This is a genomic window from Streptomyces europaeiscabiei (assembly GCF_001550375.1).
GTDB lineage: Bacteria > Actinomycetota > Actinomycetes > Streptomycetales > Streptomycetaceae > Streptomyces > Streptomyces europaeiscabiei.
On record NZ_LRTR01000688.1, the window covers coordinates 69,237 to 93,141 of the forward strand.

At 69.5% G+C, this 23,905-nt stretch carries 16 protein-coding genes and 2 pseudogenes; 6 read left to right on the forward strand and 12 right to left on the reverse strand.

Going from position 1 to position 23,905, the window contains the following annotated elements; translation table 11 throughout:
• Nucleotides 1-189: 189 nt before the first annotated feature.
• On the forward strand, nucleotides 190-1,992 hold the full coding sequence (locus AWZ10_RS34445; RefSeq protein ID WP_060892968.1) for a serine/threonine-protein kinase: 1,803 nt from the start codon (nucleotides 190-192) through the stop codon (nucleotides 1,990-1,992).
• 403 nt (nucleotides 1,993-2,395) lie between these two features.
• Nucleotides 2,396-2,752 (forward strand): hypothetical protein, encoded by a 357-nt coding sequence (locus tag AWZ10_RS34450; protein ID WP_037697129.1) that lies wholly within the window; start codon nucleotides 2,396-2,398, stop codon nucleotides 2,750-2,752.
• Between the two features lie 107 nt (nucleotides 2,753-2,859).
• On the opposite strand, the gene AWZ10_RS34455 is transcribed toward AWZ10_RS34450, so the two are convergent.
• From AWZ10_RS34455 to AWZ10_RS34495, 9 genes and pseudogenes are all read right to left on the reverse strand, one after another.
• A complete protein-coding gene (locus AWZ10_RS34455; RefSeq protein ID WP_046705337.1) occupies nucleotides 2,860-3,168 on the reverse strand; it encodes an SCO5918 family protein in 309 nt (102 codons plus the stop codon).
• A 50-nt stretch (nucleotides 3,169-3,218) separates the two neighbouring features.
• A complete protein-coding gene (locus AWZ10_RS34460; RefSeq protein ID WP_060892969.1) occupies nucleotides 3,219-3,623 on the reverse strand; it encodes a CBS domain-containing protein in 405 nt (134 codons plus the stop codon).
• 46 nt (nucleotides 3,624-3,669) lie between these two features.
• Nucleotides 3,670-5,163, reverse strand: coding sequence for a DEAD/DEAH box helicase (locus tag AWZ10_RS34465; RefSeq protein WP_060892970.1), 1,494 nt, complete (start codon nucleotides 5,161-5,163; stop codon nucleotides 3,670-3,672).
• 337 nt (nucleotides 5,164-5,500) lie between these two features.
• Entirely contained in the window at nucleotides 5,501-5,704 is a 204-nt protein-coding gene (locus AWZ10_RS34470; RefSeq protein ID WP_030664939.1) for a cold-shock protein, read from the reverse strand.
• A 479-nt stretch (nucleotides 5,705-6,183) separates the two neighbouring features.
• Entirely contained in the window at nucleotides 6,184-9,018 is a 2,835-nt protein-coding gene (locus AWZ10_RS34475) for an FAD-binding and (Fe-S)-binding domain-containing protein (RefSeq protein WP_060892971.1), read from the reverse strand.
• 302 nt (nucleotides 9,019-9,320) lie between these two features.
• Nucleotides 9,321-9,692 carry an ArsR/SmtB family transcription factor gene (locus AWZ10_RS34480; RefSeq protein ID WP_046705341.1) on the reverse strand — a complete coding sequence of 124 codons (372 nt, stop codon included), beginning with the start codon at nucleotides 9,690-9,692 and terminating at the stop codon, nucleotides 9,321-9,323.
• Nucleotides 9,693-9,886: 194 nt separating this feature from the next.
• Nucleotides 9,887-10,261, reverse strand: a complete 375-nt coding sequence (locus tag AWZ10_RS34485; RefSeq protein WP_046705342.1) for a roadblock/LC7 domain-containing protein — start codon at nucleotides 10,259-10,261, stop codon at nucleotides 9,887-9,889.
• A gap of 649 nt (nucleotides 10,262-10,910) precedes the next feature.
• Nucleotides 10,911-11,210, reverse strand: a pseudogene (locus tag AWZ10_RS55935) (transposase); the annotation flags it as partial.
• Between the two features lie 86 nt (nucleotides 11,211-11,296).
• Entirely contained in the window at nucleotides 11,297-11,863 is a 567-nt protein-coding gene (locus AWZ10_RS34495) for a hypothetical protein (RefSeq protein ID WP_046705343.1), read from the reverse strand.
• 806 nt (nucleotides 11,864-12,669) lie between these two features.
• On the opposite strand from AWZ10_RS34495, the gene AWZ10_RS34500 reads away from it, so the two are divergent.
• Complete coding sequence (locus tag AWZ10_RS34500) at nucleotides 12,670-13,650, forward strand: threonine ammonia-lyase (RefSeq protein WP_060892972.1); 981 nt, start codon at nucleotides 12,670-12,672, stop codon at nucleotides 13,648-13,650.
• Nucleotides 13,651-13,769: 119 nt separating this feature from the next.
• Here AWZ10_RS34500 and AWZ10_RS34505 read toward each other — a convergent pair.
• Nucleotides 13,770-14,384, reverse strand: a pseudogene (locus tag AWZ10_RS34505) (flavin-containing monooxygenase); the annotation flags it as partial.
• Between the two features lie 164 nt (nucleotides 14,385-14,548).
• On the reverse strand, nucleotides 14,549-17,023 hold the full coding sequence (locus tag AWZ10_RS34510; RefSeq protein ID WP_046705355.1) for a SpoIIE family protein phosphatase: 2,475 nt from the start codon (nucleotides 17,021-17,023) through the stop codon (nucleotides 14,549-14,551).
• 452 nt (nucleotides 17,024-17,475) lie between these two features.
• On the opposite strand from AWZ10_RS34510, the gene AWZ10_RS55940 reads away from it, so the two are divergent.
• On the forward strand, nucleotides 17,476-17,802 hold the full coding sequence (locus AWZ10_RS55940) for a cellulose binding domain-containing protein (RefSeq protein WP_060892973.1): 327 nt from the start codon (nucleotides 17,476-17,478) through the stop codon (nucleotides 17,800-17,802).
• A gap of 239 nt (nucleotides 17,803-18,041) precedes the next feature.
• Here AWZ10_RS55940 and AWZ10_RS34520 read toward each other — a convergent pair whose 3' ends face one another.
• Entirely contained in the window at nucleotides 18,042-19,346 is a 1,305-nt protein-coding gene (locus AWZ10_RS34520; protein WP_244172639.1) for a CE1 family esterase, read from the reverse strand.
• Nucleotides 19,347-20,090: 744 nt separating this feature from the next.
• Here AWZ10_RS34520 and AWZ10_RS34525 point away from each other — a divergent pair.
• Nucleotides 20,091-21,728 (forward strand): glycoside hydrolase family 43 protein, encoded by a 1,638-nt coding sequence (locus AWZ10_RS34525; RefSeq protein ID WP_107084532.1) that lies wholly within the window; start codon nucleotides 20,091-20,093, stop codon nucleotides 21,726-21,728.
• A gap of 53 nt (nucleotides 21,729-21,781) precedes the next feature.
• Nucleotides 21,782-23,839 carry a glycoside hydrolase gene (locus tag AWZ10_RS34530; protein WP_046705347.1) on the forward strand — a complete coding sequence of 686 codons (2,058 nt, stop codon included), beginning with the start codon at nucleotides 21,782-21,784 and terminating at the stop codon, nucleotides 23,837-23,839.
• Nucleotides 23,840-23,905 lie beyond the last annotated feature (66 nt).

Genomic DNA, 23,905 nt, shown 5'->3' on the forward strand with positions numbered 1-23,905 from the left:
GCGTCAAGTCGGTGGCCCTCCTGAGGGGCTGGGCCGCCGGCACCGAGTCGCCGGGGCCGGGGCGACGGCATGCCGCCTCGCGGCCTGTGCGCTGAACCGACCTGCGCTTCGCCCCGAAGCCAGGGCCGCCGGTCCGGCTGGTCCACGGGGCGGCGAAGGCTGTCGCTGACGCCAACTATGCTCCCGCCCATGAACGAGGACGACAGAGGACCCGGAAGACGAGTCGTCGACGGGCGCTTCGAGTTGGAGAGCCGTCTCGGCGGTGGCGGGATGGGGACGGTCTGGCGGGCCAGGGACCTGGCACTGCACAGGCTCGTGGCCGTCAAGGAGGTCCGCCCGCCCGACCGGGACCTCGCCGAGTACGACCCCGACGGCGCGCGGACGCTGCGCGAGCGGGTGCTGCGCGAGGCCAGGGCCCTGGCCCGCATCGACCATCCGAACGTCGTCACCATCCACCACATAGTCGACGGCGGCGACGGCACCTACCCGTGGATCGTGATGGAACTGGTCAGCGGTGGCTCGCTGGCCGACCGGCTGGCCCAGGGCCCCATGCCGCCGGTCGAGGCGGCGCGGATCGGTCGGCAGGTGCTGGGCGCACTGACCGCCGCGCACGACGCCGGTATCCAGCACCGGGACGTCAAGCCTGCCAACGTGCTGCTGCGCCCCGACGGTCGTCCCGTCCTCACCGACTTCGGTATCGCCGCGATCCGCGAGACGACCGGCCTCACCGCCACCGGCTCCGTCATCGGTACGCCCGACTTCATGGCCCCGGAGCGCATATCGGGGCACGAGGGCGGATCCGCCTCCGACCTGTGGTCGCTGGCGATGATGATGTACACCGCCGTGGAGGGCCACCATCCGCTGCGCCGCGGCACCACCCTGGCCACCCTCGCCGCGGTCCTCAACGACGACGTCCAACCGCCGGTGCGCGCCGGTGCCCTGGGCAACGTCCTGATGAGCGTGCTCGTGCGAGACCCGGCAGCGCGGCCGTCGGCAGCCGCACTGGACCTGCGGCTTGCCGAGATCGAGTCGGGGCCGGCCGCTCCGGCGGTGTGGGACGAGCCCACCTCGTATCCGCTGAATCCGCCGTCACCCTCCACCCACCCGACCCCGCCACACTCGGGCGGCTTCACCTCTCCGACCGGGTTCGCCCCGTCCGGCGTCACCCCCTCGCCGCCCTCTTCCCTCGGGGTCGGCAAAGGCGCTCCCGCCCCGGCGCGTGCCACCACCGCCGGATTCGGCCCGCCGCCGTTCCAGGCACCGCCGGGGCGGGCTCCGTATCAGCCGGTGACCGCCCCCGTAGGGCCGGTACGCCGACGCGCACCGCGCCTCGGCGTCCTGATGAGCGCGACGGGAGCCTCGCTCGCCGGTGCCCTGATCCTGCTGTGGTGGCTGCTGCCCTTGGGAGACGACACCCGCGACTCGGACACAGGTGCCTCGGACGCGGGCGCCTCGGCCACCGCCTCGGCCCCGAAGTCGACCGTCTCACCGGCCGACGCCGCCCCGGCGACCCAGCAGCCGAAGGATGCGGAGACCGGCGACATGCTGACTCCGGACGGCATCCGCACCGCGATCAAGGCGTTCGAGAAGGAGACGGACCGAGACATGTTCGGTGACTTCTCGGTCTACCCGGACTACGTGTCGGCCCAGCTCATGGTCGAGGGCAGTGACACGAGGTACGACACCTACACCTACCGTCCGGGGCAGGGGGTGGAGAAAGGCATCATCAAGGGCACCCTCGCCGGCGGCGAACAGCCCGTCAGCCTCGACGACTTCGACTGGGACAAGGTTCCCGCACTCCTCAAGGAGGCGACGAAGAAGCTCAACGTCGCCGATCCTGAGAACCGATACCTGCTGGTGAGACAGCCCAACGACATCTTCGGCACCCCGGCCGGGATCGCGATCTACCTGAGCGACGAGTACAACCGGTCCGGATACCTGGAGGCCGACACCGACGGCAAGGTGACCCGCGTGATGCCCGCGGAGGACTGACGCCTCACGACTCGGTGACATCCCAAGGGACTCCGGGCTCAGGTATCCGGCACCCAGGCCGCTCGGGCGTCCAGTAGTTCCGGACCTTCTCCGGCTCCTGCCGTACATCGTCGATCGTGGTCCCCGAGTCCGGCCGCGGCTCGGATTCCGAGGCAGTGGCCGCGGTACGCCCTCCCCACCGCCACACGACGGCGGCGAGGGCGGCGGCCGCTGCGCACTGGAGTCGACCGCGCGCCCCTGAACTGAACGGCGGCGCCGGGCGTGTCGGCCGGCTCATGGTCGAGCGCCTCGCCGCGCCACCGCGGTCGTCCGCGGGCCTGTGGCGGCAAGGCCGTGAGTGACCGCCTTGCTCAATTGCGCGACCGCTGAAGCAGCGAGGCGGTTGGCGAATATAATCTGGCTCATGTCGAAGCCTGACGAGCTGCTCGTTGACGTCGCCGCCCTGGTGGAGTCCGGGCAGAGCAATCAGATGTCCCTGACCGTGGTCACCGGTGGTGCTGTCATCACCGGTCGGCTGGCCCCTGAAGCAGTGTGGAGGCAGAGGGTGTCGGATGTGCTCATGGATTCGGACCGCTTGAGCGAGTTCTCCGCCGTCTTCGACACTCCCACGAAGAACGGGCCACCTACGCATCTGCACTTCCATGTCGCCCGGATCCTGCAAGGCACGGTGGGCATCCCCGAGACGGGCGGGATGTACCGGGTTGCGATCGAGGACGTCAGCGCCTGGACCATGGGCGACTTCAGCTACTCCGACCACTGAGCAACCACAACGGCGGGAATCCACTGCAAGCAGTGTGGGCCCGACCGGCGAAACGCCGGTCGGGCCCACACTGCTGCCGAGGGGTCGGTTCGTGCCTGTTTCCTCGATCAGACGGACACAGAGGTGCCGAGCATCGCGGAGGCCTGCTGGAGCGGGCTGAGGAGGCTCACGGGTGCGGCCTCGGGGAGGGTGCGGCAGGTGAAGCCGAGCTGAGCCATGGCCCGCAGAACTTCGCCGGCCGTGAAGTCACGACGGTCCTGACGGGTGATGACCTGGCCGACCTGCTTGACGGGGTAGTGACGGCGGCCGATGGTCACGGTCTCGCCGGAGCCCGGTTCGGGCTTGATGCCCTTCATCGATTCCAGCACGCCGCTCTTGGTGAGCTCGAAGGGAAAGCGGGCGATGACGCAGCGCATGAGGCCTCACAAAGGATAGGTGGAGGGTCCGACCAAGGGGGTGATGCGGTTCAGTGGGAGAGGCCGACGACGCCGAGGGCACTGCCTTGCATGTCGACGACCGGCAGGACACCGAGCCGGAGGTAGCGCTTCGCGTACTCGCCTTCGTCCCTCGTGGTCACGGGTGAGGTGAACGATCCGTGGACGTCGAGGATGTCGCGCAGGCGGACGCGGTCCGTGTACGCGGAACTGTCGCGGACGGCGGTGAGTTCGCTCCGGGTGACCAGGCCGGTGTACTGGTCGTCCTGGTCGCAGACGACCAGTCGACCCGTGCGTGCGGCGGTCATGACGGCCAGGGCCACCTCGACGCTCATGTCGTCACAGACCTGCGGTCCGGCCGCGTCGACGAGCTCCACCGCCGTCCTTTGCACGAGGTTGGCGCCCGCCGGGCGGGGCTGCATCTGAACCAACGTCAAAAGGTGCCTCCTGCAGAGATGGGTCAGCTTCCTGATCACGAAGGTTCTAGGCCGCCGCGTCGTAGCCGGACTGGCGTACGGGCGCGCGCCGGGTCGTCGAACCGGGGCGGCGGCGGCCGCGGGAGGAGGTGCTGCGCTTGGGGCGTTCGACCACCGGTGCCGCGATGACGACCGGGATGCCGGACGGGGCCTGGGCGCCGGTGATCTGGCTCAGGGCCTCGTCGCCCGAACGGACCTGGGTGGTCTGCGGCCGGATACCGGCGTCCGCCATGAGGCGGACCATGCCGCGACGCTGGTTCGGTGTGACGAGGGTGACCACGCTGCCGGACTCTCCGGCACGGGCGGTACGGCCACCGCGGTGGAGGTAGTCCTTGTGGTCGGTCGGCGGGTCGACGTTGACGACGAGGTCCAGGTTGTCGACGTGGATGCCGCGCGCCGCGACGTTGGTCGCGACGAGCACGCTGACGTGCCCGGTCTTGAACTGCGCAAGTGTGCGGGTGCGCTGCGGCTGCGACTTGCCGCCGTGCAGCGCGGCGGCCCGTACCCCGCTGTTGAGCAGGTCCTGGGTCAGCCGGTCGACGGCGTGCTTGGTGTCCAGGAACATGATCACGCGGCCGTCGCGGGCGGCGATCTCCACGGTGGCGGCGTGCTTGTCGGCGCCATGGACGTGCAGGACGTGGTGTTCCATCGTCGTGACCGCACCGGCCGACGGGTCGACCGAGTGCACGACGGGGTCGGTCAGATAGCGGCGCACCAGCAGGTCGACGTTACGGTCCAGGGTGGCGGAGAACAGCATCCGCTGCCCCTCCGGACGCACCTGGTCGAGCAGCGCGGTGACCTGCGGCATGAACCCCATGTCGGCCATCTGGTCGGCCTCGTCCAGCACCGTGATGCCGACTCGGTTCAATCGGCAGTCGCCACGATCGATGAGGTCCTTCAGCCGGCCCGGGGTTGCGACGACGACCTCTGCCCCGCCTCGCAGCGCGCCGGCCTGCTTGCCGATCGACATTCCGCCCACCACCGTGGCCATCCGCAGCTTGAGGGAGCGGGCGTACGGAGTGAGCGCGTCGGTCACCTGCTGGGCCAGCTCCCGCGTCGGTACGAGGATCAACCCCAGCGGCTGGCGAGGCTCAGCCCGCTGTCCAGCGGTGCGGGCCAGCAGGGCGAGGCCGAAGGCGAGGGTCTTGCCGGAACCGGTGCGTCCGCGCCCCAGAACGTCACGGCCCGCCAGAGAGTTCGGCAGCGTCGCGCCCTGGATCGGGAACGGCGCGGTCACCCCCTGCTTACCGAGTTCGGCCAGAAGCTGCTCGGGCATGGCGAGCTCGGCGAAGTCCTCGACGGACGGCAGCGGGGGGGTGATCGTCTCGGGGAGAGCGAACTCACCCTGCACCGCGGCGGGTCGGCGGCCGTAACCACCGGAACGGGCAGGCGCACCGGAACGGCGCGGCGCCTGCGAGCTGAAACGGCTGCCGCCCCTGCCGGCGTCGGCACTGCCATTGCGGGTGCGGGCGGAGCGGTTGTTCGTACGTGTGCGGTTCATGCGGAACCTTCCTCGATGTGGCACATATCAAGGAATTCCCGCAGCGATGAGCGGCATGGAGAATTACAAGTATGAACCGATAGCGAAATAAAGCACAGCTGGCCGGACGAGAATCCGCGCGGGCGCAGGTGCTGAAATGAGTGAGGCGCTGGAGGCGTAGGACTCGGGCGCCGGTGCGGCCTAGTTCTTCAGGATGCGCATGCATCCCGAAGGAGGGGCCGCGTGTGGTAAGAATGCGGATTCCTCCGCGTCGTCCCGCCGGTCACACCACTGCGGGAAATGCTTGTAGCTGGGGCCCGCACCCCTAGGATGCGGGCCCCAGCTACAAACGTGCGCGTCAGGCCGGAACGATGTTCTCGGCCGTCGGGCCCTTCTGGCCCTGCGCGATGTCGAAGTTCACCTTCTGGCCCTCGAGCAGCTCACGGAAGCCCTGGGCGGCGATGTTCGAGTAGTGGGCGAACACGTCGGGTCCGCCGCCGTCCTGCTCGATGAAGCCGAAGCCCTTTTCCGCGTTGAACCACTTCACGGTGCCAGCAGCCATGCCATATCTCCTTTGAGGGGGGGCAGTACATCGGAATCCGCACTGTGCAGATTCCGTGTCGCCGCGATGATTACCCCGTCCGGAAATGGCCGGAAATACAAAAGCGCTCCCACCGACTGGAGCCGTGTGAGGCACTTGAAGTTTTGGGAACCACAACTGCAACTGACATCAGAGTAGCACGCTGCAAGGGGCTGCGCACGTTACATAATTCCACTCTGCCCATCGCGGCAAAAACTCTCACTACAGGGTCCGCCAAACTCTCACCTCACGAGTACAGATATTGATCCACTCAGAGTGCAACGTCGTCAGGATGATCGGGGAACTTCCCGCAGCACGTACCGACTTCCTGGGGACGCCCTGGAGACGTCCTGGGGAGACGGATCCCACGGATACGACCGCTCCCCCCGACCGCCGGCGGTCGTTTCGGCGGGATCGGACGGCCGCCGCGTCATGTCGGCGCAGGCAGCCGGGGCCCGGCCTCAGACGCGGGAGGCGAACAGTTCGGCCAGATGCTGGGCCGACACGTCGGCCAGGTCGTCGAGCTGGACGCGGCAGGACATACCGTCCGCCAGGAACACCGCGTCCGAGTGCGCTCGCACCGCCGGCAGAAGGTGCGTCTCGGCGACCGCAACGCTGACCTCGTAGTGCCCCTTCTCCACACCGAAGTTACCGGCCAGGCCGCAGCATCCCTGCACCTTGGTGACGGTCGCGCCGGCCCTTTCCAGCAGACGCCGGTCGGTGTCCCAGCCGATGACCGCGCTCTGATGGCAGTGAGGCTGCGCGACCACCTCCACACCGGTCAGGTCCGGCAGAGGCAGGTCGAGGCGCTCGACCAGCTCCGCGAAGCTCAGTACCCCCGCGGCCACCACGTCCACCTCCTGGGCGTCGCACAGCTCTCGCGCGTCGCTGCGCAGCGACGCGAGGCAGGACGGCTCCAGCGCCATCACCGGGATCCCGCCGCGGATGTAGGGCGCGAGCGTCCGCACCGTCCGGCTCACGATGCTCCGCGCGTGGTCGAGCCGACCGGTCGTGATCCAGGTGAGGCCGCAGCAGGCGTCCTCCGGGATGACGCGGACCGCGAGGCCGTGCGACTCCAGGAACCGGATCGCCGCCAGGCCCGACTCCGGGAAGAAGTGGTCGGTGAAGGAGTCGGCCCAGATCCACACGTCGGCCGACGCGTCCGCGGTGCGGGACGCGTGCGTCGCCTTCCTGAGGGTGGGGGAGGCGAACTTCGGCACGGACCGCCGGTGGTCGATACCGGCGGCCCACTTGGCCAGGCCGGCGAACGGCTTGACGCGCAGGAGCAGGTTGGCCGCCGACGCCAGGGGCGCGGTGAGCCGGGCCCACTTCGGGAGCTGTCCGAGGAACAGGTGCGACCGCGGTCGCCTCACCCCGGCGACGTCGTGCCGCTGGTGCAGCACCTCGGACTTGTACGTGGCCATGTCGACACCGCTGGGGCAGTCGCTCGCACAGCCTTTGCACGCGAGGCACAGGTCGAGTGCCTCCGTGACGGCAGGGTCCCGGAGACCACCGAGCAGCAGTCCACCGTCGAGCGCCTCCTGAAGCACCCGGGCGCGGCCGCGGGTCGAGTCCCGCTCGTTCCGCGTGGCGAGATAGGAGGGGCACATCACCCCGGCGGTCCTCGGCGCCACGCACGTCCCCACGCCGGTGCAGCGATGCACCGCGGCCCCGAGGTCTCCGGCGTCGTGCACCAGCCGCAGACCGGAACGCACCGGCGCCTGAGGACGCACCGGGCGCAGGTCGTCGGTGATCGGAACCGGGTCGGCGATGATGCCCGGGTTCAGGATGCCGTCGGGGTCACAGACCGCCTTGACCTGCTGGAACAGGGTGAGGGAAGCCTCGTCGTACATCAGTGGCAGCAGCTCGCCGCGGACCCGGCCGTCACCGTGCTCTCCGGACAGCGTGCCGCGGTAGTCGCGCAGCCGTGTCGCGCAGGCCGTCATGAATTCGCGGAACACCCCGGCCGAAGCGGGGTCGCCGGGCTGGAAGGGGAAGTCGATGCGGCAGTGGATACAGCCGTCGCCGAAGTGCCCGTACGGAATGCCCTGAAGGCCGTGCGCTCGCAACAGTGCCTCGAAGTCACGCAGCCACGCACCAAGGTGATCCGGCGGTACGGCGGCGTCCTCCCATCCGCCGTACGCCGGCGTCGACAGCGACCTGCCCGCCAGCCCGGCGCCGTCCTCACGGATACGCCACAGCGCGGCCGCCTCGCGAGGGTCGTCGATCAGCCTGCTGTCCAGGGCGGCGCCGGCGGCGACGAGCCGCCGCACCGAATCCGGCGCGTCCTCGCCGGCCACCTCCGCGAACAGCCAGCCACTTCCCCTCGGCAGGTCGGGAACAGGCGATCCCTTCTCGCGCACCAGATCGACGATGCGTGCGTCCATGCCCTCGCACGCGATGAGCCGGCCCGGCACGGCGGCAAGCAGCGCCGGTACCGCATCGGCCGCGTCGGCCATCGTCGGGTATCCGAGCACCAGCATCCTGCGCTCGACCCGGTCGTCGACCAGACGGACGGTCGCCTCCAGGACCGTGGCCAGCGACCCTTCGCTGCCGACGAGGAACCGTTCGATGCGGCGCCGCTCGGGCAGCAGGTGTTCCAGGCCGTATCCGCTGACCTGGCGGCCGAAGCGGCCGAACTCGGTACGCAGATGGAGCAGATTCGCGTCCCCGACGGCCGCCAGGCGCCTGGCGGTGGTACCGCCGGGCCGACCGCCTTGCTCAACGGCCAGCTCGCCGTTGCCGTACAGCACGCGCAGCGACTCGACGTTGTCCACCGTCCGCCCGTAGCCAAGGGCCCGCGACCCGCAGGCGTTGTTCCCGATCATCCCGCCGATCGTGCAGCGGCTGTGTGAGGACGGGTCCGGTCCGAAGCGCAGCCCGTGGGGCGCTGCCGCACGCTGCAGGTCCGCGTGCACCACGCCCGGTTCCACGCGGGCCGTACGTGCGACCGGGTCGATGTCGAGTACCCGGTCGAACCGACGGGTGTCGACGACGATGCCGCTGCCGACCGCGTTGCCGGCGATGCTGGTGCCCGCGCCCCGCATCGTGACCGGAACCCGCAGCTCACTCGCCACCTGGTGGGTCGCGATCACGTCCTCGGCGTTCCGTGCCCGCACGACGGTGGACGGGACGACGCGGTACAGGCTCGCGTCGGAAGAGTACAGAGCCCGTGTCAGCGGCGAGTCGTCGAACTCGACGCCCACCGCGCGAAGAGCGGCGGCGAGATCCTCACTGGGTGCCGTCGACGAGTCTTTCGTGGGTTCTCCTGTCCCGGACTGCGCTTGAGTGGGCATGGTCAAGGCTAACCACGCAAGGCAGTTCTGCGGCGTCGCGACTCACGTCGGCGAGGAGGAGTGGCCAAGGTGCGCCGGCCCCGGCAGCCGCACTCCCGGCACCGGCCTCGTTGTCCACTGCGGGCACCCGCTGCCCGATCCGGACCGGCCCTGCAGGGAACCCGGTGAGGCGACCGTGTACCGGGACTGCGGCGCGTGGACGGCGACGCCCTCGACACGGCGATCGGCGGCCGGCTGACCGTCGGTACGGACGCCCACGAGGTGTCCGGCCGGTCCACGTCGGCCACAGAACCCTCCGGGGGTCAGGGGCGTGGTTCGGCTCCGCCGGGGGTCAGCGCCGGCTGCATCTCCGCCTGCTGGAGTTCGGCGAGCAGCTCGCTCTGGCCGGCGAGCAGTTCGGTCAGGATCCGGCGGGCGGCGCGTAGCAGTTCGGCCACGTCACCACCGGCGAGCGCGTAGCTGACGGTGGAGCCCTCCCGGATGGAGACCACGATCCCCGACCGGCGCAGCACGCCCAACTGTTGGGAGAGGCTGGACGGTTCGATCTCGATCTCGCTGAGCAGGTCGCGTACGGCGAGAGGGCCGCCCTGCAGCAGTTCGAGGACCCGGATCCGTACCGGGTGCCCGAGCATGCGGAAGAACTCGGCCTTGGCCTGGTAGAGGGGGACCTGCATGAGAATCGCTCACTCCCTGGCGCGTGACGGCTCTTTCTGGGCACGGCGGCCCTGTGTGCCACCGCAGGCGGTAGGTGCGGACTCATCCTCGTGGATCCGGCCTCGCACACCCATGGGATTGACCTGATCTGGATATGTCCAGTTGCAGAAATCTTCAACTCATGGGCGTGCGAAGCCGTGAACCGCAGCGCTTTCTATACCTCGAGTTCACCCTCGATGCGCTTGAGTTGGTGACGGGCCATCGCCAGGTTCGATTTTGCCCGGTCGAGCACGAGGTAGAGGAACAGCCCATTGCCGCCACGGCCCTTGAGCGGCTGGATGATGTGGTACTGGCTGCCGAGTGTGATCAGCACGTCCTCGATCGCCCCCTTGAGTCCGAGGTGTTCCATGGTGCGGGTCTTGGCACGGATCACGTCCGTGTTGCCCGCCGCCGCGACAGTCAGGTCGAGGTCCTTGCCTCCCCCCAACGTGCCCAGCGCCATGCCGCTGGTGTAGTCGACCAGCGCAGCCCCTAGCGCGCCCTCGACCGACGTCATGATCTCCTTCAGGGAAATCTCCACATTGCCCATAACAGCATCTCCTCCGGGTCACTGCGCGGCTCGGGCGCTGCCCTCGCCGCCGGTGCGAGGACCCTACGAAGTACCCATGGCCGGAACGCCTGTTGTTTCGGTACTGAACGGGGGAGCCTCGAAATGGCGCTCCGATGCATTGCTTGTGACCGCTCATGTGCAGCAAATAGCCATAGGTGCCACTGTCCGCGAGAGGGCAAGACCAGAGTCGATCTCCCTGGCGCGCAACGACACCGACACCCTCCCCGAACACGACGTCGGCCTTCACGACCACAACGGGTCATGAAGGCCGACGTCACGTGCGCCGCCGGGACGGTGTCCGCCGGTTCAGCCGGTGGCCGCGACCGCGTCCCACAGCGCGCAGTGGAGGGCGGCGGTGAAGTCACCGGCCGGGCGCGGGCCGCCGGCCGACCCACTCGCCGGGAGAGCGGCTGGTCCCGGGTGTTACCGACGGACACCGCCGACGGCGCCGGCTCTGCCGAGCCCCTTGTTCGAGGCACCGTCGTGGGCCTTGAGGAGGCGGCCCGCCCAGCGCGGCGGCAGGGCTTGGGTGATGTCCCGGATCCGGGCGTCGTCGGTCGCGCCTCACGCGGCGTTCAGCGCGTCGAGGAGGGAAGGGACTTGGCGGGCACATGGCCAGGACGGAGAAGGGGAAGTGCCCGCGGGCCTTGGCTGCCCGCGGGATCCTGGCGTTGACGGACTCGATCGCGTTCGTCGTGAAGACGATGCCGCGGAGCTCGGTGTCGAAACGGAGAAACGGCGTGAACTCACCCCGCGTGTTCTCCCAGAGCCGCATGATCGCCGGGTACTTCCTGCCCCAGGCATCGGCGAACTCGACGAACCGGTCGAGTGCGGCCTCCTCGGTCGCGGTGCAGACGGGCTTGTGGACACGCGCGATCTTGTCCCCGTCCTGACGGACGACACAGCGGAGGAAAACCCGCAGCAGATGGGCCCGTCCACCATGAGGTGGACGGGCCCCTTCGCGCGCTGCGCATGCTCAAGCGCGGGTTGCGTACTCACGCGACACCCGCGTTGTTACCGGGCGGCCTTTCTCGCACCGGAGAACGCGGTGAACGCACCGATGGCGAGAAACAGGAAGGTCATGGCGTCGGCCGTCTCGCTCCAGTACTCGGTCAGCGCATCGAAGTCCTCGATGAACAGCGTGGTCGCGGAGACGCCGACCTCGTCGGCGCTCATCATCGCGATTCCGATGAGCTGGCCGAGGTAGACCGCGCCGAGTGACAGCAGGGCGCTGACCACGGGCAGGACCGGGTTGGTGCCACCGATCCTGCCCGCCGCGAAGCCGATGAGGAAGCCGACGCCGACGGCCGCGTAGCCGATCTCGTACTCGGTCGCGCCGACGATCCCGCCGTAGACACCAGCGGTGACCAGAGCCACGACGACGGCGACGACCAGGCCCAGGGCGAGGTTGTTGCGGGCCGGCGCGGCCGCGGGTGCGAACGGGGCCGGGGGCGGCAGGGCGGCACCGGGCTGCTGGGCGTAGGGGTTGCCGTCAGTGGGCTGCTGGGCGTAAGGGTTGCCGGCGGCGGGCTGCTGGGCGAACGGGTTGCCGTCGGACGGCGGCGGAGCTGACTGGGTCATGACAGGATCCCCCCACGGGACTGATGCGACGAGTGGCGTGATGTGTGCGCACAAGTGTGCGACAAGACGCCGAAGACTAGCAGGCACGGTGAGCCTCTTCACCAGGGATTCCGCGGGGGATTTCGGGTGGGAATCGGCAGGCGAATCCACGCCGGAGGTTGCGGGAATCCGTATCACTCCCGATGAGACTGGCGACGCCCCGGTCTTCCCCCAGGCCATGTCCCGCTTACGGGCCCCCGGCGGGCCGGCCACCCCGGCGACCACGCCGGACATGTACCAGGCGATTCGACTCCACCGCACCGCGCGTACAGAGCGACCGTGTCAGCGGCGGCGGCGACCGGCACGGTCGACACGGCGTTCAGATGGCGCAGAACTCGTTGCCCCCCGGGTCCTGCATAGGCACGGCGTAGTGCTCCGAGTCTGACTCATCCGTGATCCACGAAACGGTCGGGTCGGCCTTCGTGAGCCGTTCGACCGTGGCGGCTCAGCGGGGACCCGCACGCACGCCTCCGCATATGGCAGGGCCACTCGACGAATGTTCTCGTGCTCCTCCGCCTTGTCCTGGCCCGGCATCCCCATAGCCCGGCGTCACGGCGAACTGGCCGACTGGGAAAGGCCCGCAGTTCAGCGCATGGATTTCCTCGACTTACTCGCGCCCTCATACATATCGCCATGGCTTCGGTGTCACCGTCCGCAGGGTCTGGTCGAACAACCCGAGTCCCACGCAGCCTGATCAACCTCGACCGAACAGCAGGAATTGACAAGCGCTCGATGGAGCGACGCCGGCGGCACTACGCTGGTGTGTCGTGCACGAGACGCGCCTCGACCTAGCTCGGATCCGGGCGGCCCGCCGGGTAATCGACCCTGTTTTCCTCGCCACTCCGCTGTATCGCTGCGAGGCGCTGGAGCCCGACCTCGGGTGCACGGTGAGCATCAAGCTCGAAACGGCGAACCCGGTCCGCAGCTTCAAGGCCCGCGGCACCGAGGTCGTCGCGAGCCTGCTCGCCGGCGATGCCCCGCGAGCCGTGGTGTGCGCCAGCGCGGGCAACCTCGGCCAGGCCCTCGCCTGGTCCGGTCGCGGCCGGGGGCTCGACGTCACCGTCGTGGCATCCCGCTTTGCGACTCGGGCCAAGCTCGATCGCATCCGCGCTTTGGACGCCAGGCTGGAACTGGTGGACGGCGACCACGAGATGGCTCGCGAGCGGGCGGCGGCCATCGCACGGTACGACGGCATCCGGCTGGTCGAAGACAGCCTGGACATCGAGACCTGCGAGGGCGCGGCGACCATCGGCCTGGAACTGGTGGACAGCGCGCCGTCGTTCGACACCGTCCTGATTGCTCTCGGCGGCGGGGCGCTGGCCACCGGCGTGGGTCATGTGGTGAAGGCATCGGCACCCGAGGTCGAGGTGATCTGCGTCCAGCCGCTGGGTGCACCGGCGATGACACACTCGTGGCGCAGGCGGCGTGTCGTCACCACTGATTCGACCGACACCATCGCTGACGGCGTCGCCGGCCGGTGTCCCATCCCGGCCGTCCTGGACGACCTCCTCCTGGTCGCTGACGACGCCGTCCTGGTCCAGGAGGCGTCGATCATCGCCGGTATGCGGATGCTCCTCGACCATGCCGGCCTCGTCGTGGAACCGTCGGCCGCGCTCGGCATCGCGGCGATCCTCGAGGACCGTGACCGCTTCGCCGGCCGACATGTCGTCACCATCGTGTGCGGCAGCAACGTGGACGTGGACGCCTACCACCGCTGGGTCGGCGCGGCTCCCATCCCCAGGCCTTGACAACTGCTCCCGTGTCAAAGGTGAAAGGTGAGTTGCGCCCCGGGCACCGTCGTGGGCCGCATCGAAGGAGTCGGGGGGTGACGACGACCTTCTCGGAGTGCTCATCCAGGCATGGATTCGCCTCGCTGAAGGCAGCGTCCGGACCGGTCCGCGGTCCGGGCGGCGTCGCAGGCTATGTCGCAGCCGGAGTTGCCCGCGCCCACGACCAGGACCCGCTTGCCGCGCAGTTCCTCCGCGCTGCGATAGCCGACGGTGTGCCGGACATCCCCACTGAACTCCCCCGGCAGTTCGGGGATGTTGGGGTGCCACTGCGAGCCCGTACGGACGACGACCTGCCCGTGCACGCTCTCCCGCCCGTCGGCCCGGGTGACCGTCCAGGTGCCGTCCGTGTTCTTCTCCACGTTCTCGACCTCGACGCCGAACTCGATGCGGTCCGTCCGCTTGTAGGCGTCGGCGAAGGACCGCAGGTACGACAGGATCTGCCGGTGGGGCGGGTAGTCCGCGAAGTGGTCGGGCATCGGGAAGCCGCCGAAGCCGGACAGGGTCCTGCTGGAAATGAAGTGGGCCGACTCGTACATCGGACCACCGGGATTCTCGATGTCCCAGATACCGCCGGGACCGGTGTTCCGCTCAAGATGCGTGTACGGCAGATTCCGCTCCGCCAGGGCCCTGGCGACCGCCAGCCCGGCAGGTCCCGCTCCGATCACGCACGTATCGAACTGGCTTTCCTTCACAGGGCGCCTCCTCGTTCATCCCGTTCCACGGGCGTGGGAGGAAACGTATTCACCCGCCGTCCGGCGGGAACTGACCTGCGCGGCCACGGACCGGACCTCAGCGGCCGCGACCGTGGCGGTCAGAGCCCGGGTCGAGGAGAGCGGTGGGCGTCGCCGGGTGTGCGTCAGCCGCTCGTCCCGTCCTGTCCGCCGCGCTCACGCGGACGCTCGTCCGGCAGGGGCTGCTCCGCCCAGATCGTCTTGCCGACGGAGGTCTGGCGGCTGCCCCAGCGCTCGGCGACCTGGGCGACGAGGAGCAGTCCGCGGCCGCCCTCGTCGAAGACCCGGGCCCGCCGCAGGTGCGGGGCGGTGCCGCTGCCGTCGGAGACTTCGCAGATGAGCGAGTCGGCGCGGATGAGCCGCAGCTGGATGGGGGCGTCGCCGTATCGGACGGCGTTGGTGACCAGCTCGCTGACGATCAGCTCGGTGGCGAACCCCAGCTCGGCCAGCCCCCAGGTGGCCAGCTGTTCGCCCGCCATCCGGCGGGCGCCGGCGACGGCCGCGGGATCGACGGGGAGCTGCCAGGTGCGTACCTGGTCGGCGCCGAGCCTGCGGGTGCGGGCCAGGAGCAGGACGATGTCGTCGGCAGGGGGGTCGGGCCGCACCTTGCGCATCACCTCCTCGCAGACTTCCTCCAGGTTGGCTGCGGGGCGGTGCAGTGCTTCACACAGCAGCTCCAGCCCGACGTCGATGTCGCGGCCCGGGGCCTCGATCAGACCGTCGGTGTAGAGAGCGAGCAGACTGTCCTCGGCCATGTCGATCCGGGCGGCCTCGAAGGGCAGTCCGCCCAGGCCGAGCGGTGGCCCGGCGGGCAGGTCCAGGACCTGTACCGTGCCGTCGGAGGTCACCAGGACGGGTGGCGGGTGCCCGGCCCGTGCCAGGTCGCACCGGCCGGCGACGGGGTCGTAGACGGCGTACAGGCAGGTGGCCCCGACCTCTCCCGAGGCCCCTTCCGCCTGCCGCCGCGCATCCGGGCCTTCCTCCCGGTCGAGGCGGATGACCAGGTCGTCCAGCCGGGTGAGCAGTTCGTCGGGCGCGAAATCGGCGTCGGCGAGGGTCCGTACCGCGGAGCGCAGACGGCCCATCGTGGCCGAGGCGTGCACACCGTGTCCCACCACGTCACCCACGGCCAGCGCGACCCGTCCCCCGGACAACGAGATCACGTCGAACCAGTCCCCGCCGATCTCGTCCCCCGGGCCCGCGGGGAGATAGCGGTGGGCGAGGTCCATGGCCGCCACTTCTGGCAGCCGCTCGGGCAGCAGGCTGCGCTGGAGGGTGAGCGCGGTGCGGCGTTCGCGGGTGAAGCGGCGGGCGTTGTCGATGCTCAGCGCGGCCCTCGCGGCGATCTCCTCGGCGAGCACCAGATCGTCCGGGCCGAAGACGTCCGCGGTCCGATGCCGCATGAGGTGTAGGACGCCGAGCGTGACCCCCCGTGCGAGCAGTGGCACCATCATCACCGAATGGATCTTGAATCGCCGTATGCTCTCGGCGCGGGGCGGGGAGGCCGTCGACCACGCACGCAGCAGCGGGTCGCCCGCGCGGTAGTGGGTTCCCCTGCCGGTGATCAGGACCTGGGCCGGTGGTGAGCCGGGAGGGTAGACGTCGGTGCCGCCCGCGGGGACCACGGATTCGGGGCACCCAGGGAGCACCGAGCGTTGCGCGACACGGCGGCAGACCACCTGCGTGGCGGGCGGGATCGGTTGCGGTTCGTGTCCCTGGACGACCGATTCCAGCAGGTCGACGGTGGCGAAGTCGGCGAACCCCGTCACCGCGACCTCGGCCAGCTCCTCGGCTGTGCGGGTCACGTCGAGCGTGCTGCCGATGCGCGCGCCGGCGTCGTTCAGCACTGCCAGACGGCGCCGGGCCCAGTACTGCTCGGTGATGTCGATCACCAACGCCGACACCCCCAGCACCCCGCCCGCCGGGTTCTTCAGCGGGGAGAGGAACAGCGACCACGCGTGATCGCGGACTTCGCCGGAGGCTCGAAACGGCTGCTCCTCGCGGAAGATCATCTCGCCGGTGCGCACCACCTGGTGCTGAAGACGGTCGATCTCGTCCAGGGGCGGGGTGGGATAGATCTCCCACAGCGTCCGCCCTCGCATCTCGTCCGGTCTCAGCCCCATGGCCTGGGTCATGACCTGGTTGCAGGTGACGAACCGCGCCTCGCTGTCGTAGATGGCCACGGGCAGCGGGAGCTGCGCGAGCGCGAGGTCCCACAGCTCAGCCGCCTTCGCATCGGTCGGCCCGGAGGGGTACGTCACCGCCGCCGGGGTGACCACCCAGTGCGTCCTGCCGCGCGCGTCCGCCAGTGGTGTGCCCCGGAGCCGCACGGTGACACGGTCTCCATCCCGGTTCCGCAGCACCACATCGCTCGTCCACGGTTCCCCGGCGGCCAGATACGGCCGCATCGCGACGGGCAGCCTCGCGGCGAGCAGGCCGGAGGCCGGCCTGCCCACCACGTCCTCGGGCCCGTAGCCGAGCAGCCTGACGGCGCCCGCGCTCCACACCATGACGGCTCCGCGCGCGTCGATGACAACCGCGAAGTCGTCGGGTGCGGCTCTTCTCCCCGCTCGTGTGGTCGGGTCGGGCTCGTTGTCCATGGGCGTGTACCGACGTCGTTCCTGCCGCAGGTTCAGCGCGGCGCTGCTCACCCGTCACGGGCGCTGCCTCCAGCATCCCGCCGCTGCGCATCCCGCTCAACCGGCCGCGACAGGCGGGGACGGGCGTGTGCCGCGGAGACATCCCCGGGCCCGGGTGACCCGGGGATGTCTCCGGCCGTGATCAGGACGTGGGACTCCGCCCGACAGGCGGTGCTCGGTGGACCGGCGCGGCAGCACCGAAGTGTCACACGGCGATGATCTGCCAGTGCTCCCTACCGGGCATGTCCTCACGCACTGTGGCGGCCACGCACGGTCTCCGTCCCCGCAGTCGGAGAGGATACGGCCCAGTGGACGGCCGCCGCCGCGGCGGCGGCGACGAGCTAGGGGAGCCTCGGTGTCCGACCATCGCCTCCAGGCCGTCGGGCAGGCGCTCGACGAAGGCCACGGCACCGGTGGCCGCCGAGACAATCACCGCGCCGACCAGCCGGGCCGCCCCCGCCGACGGGCCGGATCAGGCCATCCGCAAGGCGGACCCGGGCCGCCTGACGGTCCCCCGGGCAACCGTGCATGGCCGATGCGCCCCGGACATTGGACTGGAACGCATCCCTCTCCCCTCCTCGGGACAAGTCACGGCGAGCGGCCTGACGTACAACGCGAGCATCTCCCCCGGAGACAGCCAGACCGTCGGATTCCAGGGCTCCTGCAGCGGCGTCTTCGCCGCGCCCGGCGGGCGGGCCGGCAGGTCAGGCCTGACCGGGACCGTCTGTACCGTGTCGTGAGGCGGCCCCGAATGTGCCCCGCGCTCCTGGCCGTGTGCGCCGTCCCGGCACATGCGGCTTCCGGGCCTGTTACGGCAGGAAGCACACCGGACAGGAGCGCCGGCACAGCGCCGACCGGCCCGATGGAGGCGTCGGCGGCTCCCACGCCTCCGGCCGGGCGGCGTGCCGTCGAGCCGGGTCCGTGTCTCATCCTCCCGACGTACGCGGGCTTCGCTTCCGCGCTTGGCCGGGCCTCCTGATCACTTCACCGAACTCCCCGCGACGGCGCAGGCCGTGCCGTTGAGTGTGTACGAGGTCGGCGAGGCGGTATCGCCGGTGTGGGAGGCCTGGAAGCCGATGTCGACGGACGCGCCCGGAGCGATGGTGGCGTTGTGGGAGACGTTCCTGGCCGTCACCCGGCCGGACGCGGGCGAGTAGTCGGCGTTCCAGGCGGAGGTGATGGTCTGGCCGCCTGGCAGGGTGAAGGCCAGGGACCAGCCGTCGATCGGAGTGGTACCGGTGTTGGTGAGGGTGATGTTCGAGGTCAGCCCGGTGTTCCAACCGCTGACGGTGTGACTGACACGGCAGAGCGAAGTCCCCGGTGACGGAGTGGAGTTCTGGAACTGCGTGAAGAACTTCCACACCTCTGTCGGCAGCCAGGTCCTGGAGCCGCTGTCACCGCCGGCCCCGTCCTGCGGAGCGGCGATGTGCCCCTCGTCGAACGCGGCCCAGGCGACCGGATGCCCGGCCGAGCACCCCGAGTAGGTGGTGACCCGGTGCGTCAGGCTGCCCTGCGTCGGCTCGGGCGGGTTCTGGGCGGTACAGCCGTTGTTCCTGACGAACCTGTCCCGCATCGTCCGTCCGCCGGAGATGCCGAGGACGCTGTCCCGAAGGCCGTGCACCCCGAGGTAGGCGATGGGCTGGGTGCCGCCGCTGCATCCGCTGAGCTGCCCGCCGCTCTGCACCGCCACCGCGCGGAAGACCGTCGCCCGGGAACACGCGAGCGCGTACGACATGGCGGCACCGTAGCTGAATCCCAGAGCGAAGCGCTGCGTCGTGTCGACGCACAGGTCGTCCTCGATCCGCCTGAGAATGCCGTCCACGAGGGTGACGTCCTCACCGCCGGCGTTGGCCCAGCCGTTGTTGAGGCCCTGGGGCGCGACGAAGATGGCGCTGTTGTTCGCCAGTCGCTGGAGCCCGTAGTAGGCCCAGGTGCCCGTTTCCACGGTGCGGCCCGTGGCGACGTCGGTGGAGGTGCCGCCCAGCCAGTGGAACCCGAAGACCAGCCGGTAGGCGCGGTTTCGGTCGTATCCGTCCGGGATCCGCAGGATGAAGCTCCGGTTCTTGCCGCCGCTCTGGATGGTGTGGGTACCGCTCGTCAGGGTGGGTGCCTTGCCGCAGCCGGGGGTCGCGGCAGCGGTGCCGGAGGCCGCGGCAGCCGCGCCGGAGGCCGCGGGCGGGGCGCTTCCGGCGTGGCCGCCGGCCAGTGCCGTGCCTCCCATGGTCAGGACGAGCAGCACCGCGACCAGTGCGGGCCATAAGAGGGATCTTGTCCTGGTCATCATGCAACTCCCCTTTTTGGCACATTGCCATGTGCGGACAGAGGTCCACGTGCGAGATGCGCAAGCTCATGAGGACGTGCTTCGGGACCGGGCAATCGCGCTGCGGTCGCGATGGAGATGCGGGTCCCCGCCAGGGCGCGTTCGTGGCATCGAAACGCCATTCGGGATCCTCGGACAGTCCCGGATCATAGAGGGACAGCCCAACATGTCAACCTCTTGCGACTCGTTGACTGCGGAACTACCGCACCCGAGAGGGCGCACGGACCGGTCGGCCCATCCGTACGCGCCGGTCACGGTTCGAGCGGGAACAAGGTGACGCGGACCGGGAATTCACGGCATGACCTGCATCGACCTGCCTCCGCGGAACGTCCGCAGAGGAGCGGGCCGCAGCGGTCCCTCACCGTGGAGGGCAGGGCCACACCTGTGGTCCCCCAAGACTCCATCGGTGCACGACCGTTCGGAGCCCGCCCGAATGGCGAAACATTTCGGTTTGGAGAGCGAATCATGCGAGAGGTATTGACGGGGCTCACCGGCCTTCTATCATCCAGATTGCTCGATGTGTCGACAGGCGTCCGGGAACCCCGACCAAGGTGGACAGGCCCGGCCACTGCACGCCGCCAGAAGCAGTCCCCCGCGCGATGCACGTCGGCACAGCACCCATTCCTCGGCCGTGAGACCCGTGAGACTCACAGCCGGTTACACGCGCCACCCACAACGGCCCGGACGCTCAAGGAGAACGACATGAATATGTCATGCCCTCATCAGCACCCGGGTCGCCGTCGAGTGCTGGCCGCAGCCACCGGTCTGGTGACGAGCGCATCCCTCCCCCTGGCGGGAGCGTCCCGGAGCGCCGCGGCCTCCGGTTTCGCCCGAGGCCCGGCCCTCGCGGAGTACACCAACCCGGTCATCTGGCAGGACTTCGCGGATATCGACGTGATCCGCGTCGGCGGCACCTATTACGCCTCGGCCTCCACGATGCACTACTCGCCCGGCGCCCCCGTCCTGCGCTCGTACGACCTGGTGAACTGGGAGATCGCCGGCCATTCGGTACCGACCCTCGACTTCGGCGCCAAGTACGACCTCAACGGTGGCCGCGGCTACGTCCGGGGCATCTGGGCGTCGTCGCTGGCCTACCGCCCGAGCAACGGGACGTTCTACTGGCTCGGCCAGATCGACTTCGCCAGGACCTACATCCACACCGCCACCGCGGTCGAGGGACCGTGGAGCAGACTCACCACGATCGGCACGCCGTACTACGACGCCGGGTTGCTCGTCGACAGCGACGACACCCTGTACGTGGCGTACGGAAACACCACCATCAGCGTGGCCCAGCTCTCGCGCGACGGCCGCACCCAGGTCCGCACGCAGCAGGTGTTCAACACTCCATCGAGTGTCGGCACCCTGGAGGGCTCCCGCTTCTACAAGATCAACGGGCAGTACTACATCTTCCTGACCCGTCCGGCCAACGGCCAGTACATCCTGAAGTCGTCGAGCGGCCCCTTCGGTCCGTACACACTGCGGCAGGTCCTGCTCGACCTGCGCGGCCCGATCCCCGGCGGTGGAGTCCCGCACCAGGGAGGGCTGGTGCAGACGCAGAGCGGCGCCTGGTACTACCTGGCCTTCGTGGACGCGTACCCCGGCGGCAGGGTGCCCGCCCTGGCGCCGATCACCTGGACCGCGGACGGCTGGCCCGTCGTGCAACTCGTGAACGGCGCCTGGGGCACCTCGTATCCCAGCCCGACCGTGCCCACTCCACCCCGCCAGGTCACCCCCATGATCGGTGTCGACACCTTCGACGGCACCGCCCTCAAGCCGAAGTGGGAGTGGAACCACAACCCGGACAACACCAAGTGGTCGGTCGGCAACGGACTGACCCTGCGGACCGCGACCGTCACCAACGACCTGTACTGGGCCCGCAACACGCTCACCCACCGCATCCAGGGGCCGACCTCCACAGCCACCGTCGAGCTCGACTTCTCGGCCATGCGGGACGGCGACCGGGCCGGACTCGCGCTGCTGCGTGACTCCTCGGCCTGGATCGGTGTCAAACGCGACGGTGGCGTGACGCGGGTGGTGATGGTCAACGGGCTGACCATGGACGGCAACTGGAACACCACCGGCACCGGCACCGAGGTCGCGAGCGCGAACGTGACCGGCAGCCGCGTCCGGCTGCGCGCGACCGCGGACATCCGCCCCGGCGCGGCCCGCCCCGGAACCTTCTCCTACAGCGTCGACGGCATCAACTTCACCCGCCTCGGCCCCTCCTTCTCCATGGGCAACGACTGGCGGTTCTTCATGGGCTACCGATTCGCCCTCTTCAACCACGCCACCCAGGCACTCGGCGGCGCGGTCCGCTTCCCGCGGTTCGAGCTGTCCACGCCCTGACCGACCCCACCGATCGCACCACCCAACCCCCCGCCAACCGTACGAGGAGAACCATGAACCCGCTGAAACGGCTCGGCCTTCGCCGAGCCTCGGTGTTATCCCTGCTGGCCGTGGCCGCCCTGATCACGCCAGGGGCCGCGACAGCCGCGCCCGACGCGCCCGACGCCGTCCGGGCGTCCACACTCGGCGCGCAAGCCGCCCAGTCCGGACGCTACTTCGGGACAGCGGTGGCCGCGGGAAAGCTCGGTGACGGCACGTACACCGGCATCCTGGACCGCGAGTTCAACTCGGTGACAGCCGAGAACGAGATGAAGTGGGACGCGACCGAGCGATCCCGCGGACAGTTCACCTTCGGCGCCGCCGACCAGATCATGAACCGCGCGGCGGCCCGCGGTCAGCGCATGCGGGGCCACACGCTGGTCTGGCACTCCCAACTGCCCGGCTGGGTCGGCTCGATCAGGGACGCGAACACGCTGCGCGGCGTGATGAACAACCACATCACCACGGTGATGAACCGCTACAAGGGCCGGATCCACTCCTGGGACGTGGTCAACGAGGCCTTCGCCGACGGCGGCAGCGGCCAGCTGCGCAGCTCGGTCTTCCGGGACGTGCTGGGCAACGGCTTCCTCGAGACGGCGTTCCGCACGGCCCGGACGGCCGACCCGGCCGCCAAGCTCTGCTACAACGACTACAACATCGAGGACTGGAACGCCGCCAAGACCCAGGGCGTCTACCGCATGGTGCGCGACTTCAAGGCCCGCGGCGTGCCCATCGACTGCGTCGGCCTCCAGTCCCACTTCGGCGCCGGCGGTCCGCCCGCCAGCTTCCAGACGACGCTGTCGAGCTTCGCCGCCCTCGGCGTGGACGTACAGATCACCGAGCTGGACATCGCACAGGCACCGACGTCCGCGTACGCGAACACGGTCAGGGCCTGTATGAACGTGTCGCGCTGCACCGGCATCACCGTCTGGGGCATCCGCGACAGCGACTCCTGGCGCCAGGGGGAGAACCCCCTGCTGTTCGACCGCAACGGCAACAAGAAGGCGGCCTACCAGTCGACGCTCACCACGATGGGCGGTACGGCCGCGACGAAGCGGGCTGACGCCCGGCCCGCCGACACCCGGCCGGCTGACTCGCGTTCGCCCGGGTCCGCCGCCGCGCTGCCCTCCCGCTTCTCCTGGAGCTCCAGCGGAACGCTGATCTCACCGAAGTCGGACGCCACCCACAACATCGCCGGTATCAAGGATCCGACGGTCGTCCAGTACAACGGCAAGTACCACGTGTTCGCCAGCACCGCCAGCGCCTCCGGCTACAACCTGGTGTACCTGAACTTCAGTGACTGGTCCCAGGCCGGCTCGGCCACGCACCACTATCTGGACCGCAGTGCCATCGGACGCGGGTACCGGGCCGCGCCCCAGGTCTTCTACAACGCGCCCCAACGCCTGTGGTACCTCGTGTACCAGACCGGCAACGCGTCGTACTCCACGAACCCCGACATCAGCAACCCGAACGGGTGGAGCGCCCCGCGCAACTTCTACTCGTCGATGCCCGACATCATCAGGCAGAACATCGGCAACGGCCACTGGGTCGACATGTGGGTGATCTGCGACAGCGCCAACTGCTACCTGTTCTCCTCCGACGACAACGGACACCTCTACCGGTCCCAGACCACCGTCGGCCAGTTCCCCAACGGCTTCACCAACACCGTCATCGCCGCTCAGGACTCCAAATACGCCATGTTCGAGGCGAGCAACGTGTACAAGGTGCAGGGCTCCAATCAGTATCTGCTCCTCGTCGAGGCCATAGGTTCGGACGGCCGACGCTATTTCCGTTCTTGGACGACGAGCAACCTCGCGGGCTCCTGGACACAACTGGCCGCCTCCGAGAGCAACCCCTTCGCCAAGTCGAACAACGTCACCTTCCCGTCCGGGTCCTGGACCAGGGACATCAGTCACGGCGAGATGATCCGTGCCGGCTACGACCAGACAATGACCATCCCCGCCTGCCGACTCCAGTACCTCTACCAGGGCATGAACCCCAACGCGGGCGGTGACTACAACACCCTCCCGTGGCGGCTCGGTCTCCTCACGCAGACCAACCCGACCTGCTGAATGCGACGCAGTCCCCCGGCTCACCCCCGGGGGACTGTTGTCCCCCTCGGATGATCCGGTCGGTGG

What these genes read in the sequence shown, in the direction of transcription:
- AWZ10_RS34445 (WP_060892968.1), top strand. Translation starts at nt 190, where the DNA reads ATGAACGAGGACGACAGAGGACCCGGAAGACGAGTCGTCGACGGGCGC.
- AWZ10_RS34450 (WP_037697129.1), top strand. Translation starts at nt 2,396, where the DNA reads ATGTCGAAGCCTGACGAGCTGCTCGTTGACGTCGCCGCCCTGGTGGAG.
- AWZ10_RS34455 (WP_046705337.1), bottom strand. Translation starts at nt 3,168, where the DNA reads ATGCGCTGCGTCATCGCCCGCTTTCCCTTCGAGCTCACCAAGAGCGGC.
- AWZ10_RS34465 (WP_060892970.1), bottom strand. Translation starts at nt 5,163, where the DNA reads ATGAACCGCACACGTACGAACAACCGCTCCGCCCGCACCCGCAATGGC.
- AWZ10_RS34470 (WP_030664939.1), bottom strand. Translation starts at nt 5,704, where the DNA reads ATGGCTGCTGGCACCGTGAAGTGGTTCAACGCGGAAAAGGGCTTCGGC.
- AWZ10_RS34475 (WP_060892971.1), bottom strand. Translation starts at nt 9,018, where the DNA reads ATGCCCACTCAAGCGCAGTCCGGGACAGGAGAACCCACGAAAGACTCG.
- AWZ10_RS34480 (WP_046705341.1), bottom strand. Translation starts at nt 9,692, where the DNA reads ATGCAGGTCCCCCTCTACCAGGCCAAGGCCGAGTTCTTCCGCATGCTC.
- AWZ10_RS34485 (WP_046705342.1), bottom strand. Translation starts at nt 10,261, where the DNA reads ATGGGCAATGTGGAGATTTCCCTGAAGGAGATCATGACGTCGGTCGAG.
- AWZ10_RS34495 (WP_046705343.1), bottom strand. Translation starts at nt 11,863, where the DNA reads ATGACCCAGTCAGCTCCGCCGCCGTCCGACGGCAACCCGTTCGCCCAG.
- AWZ10_RS34510 (WP_046705355.1), bottom strand. Translation starts at nt 17,023, where the DNA reads ATGGACAACGAGCCCGACCCGACCACACGAGCGGGGAGAAGAGCCGCA.
- AWZ10_RS34520 (WP_244172639.1), bottom strand. Translation starts at nt 19,346, where the DNA reads ATGATGACCAGGACAAGATCCCTCTTATGGCCCGCACTGGTCGCGGTG.
- AWZ10_RS34525 (WP_107084532.1), top strand. Translation starts at nt 20,091, where the DNA reads ATGTCATGCCCTCATCAGCACCCGGGTCGCCGTCGAGTGCTGGCCGCA.
- AWZ10_RS34530 (WP_046705347.1), top strand. Translation starts at nt 21,782, where the DNA reads ATGAACCCGCTGAAACGGCTCGGCCTTCGCCGAGCCTCGGTGTTATCC.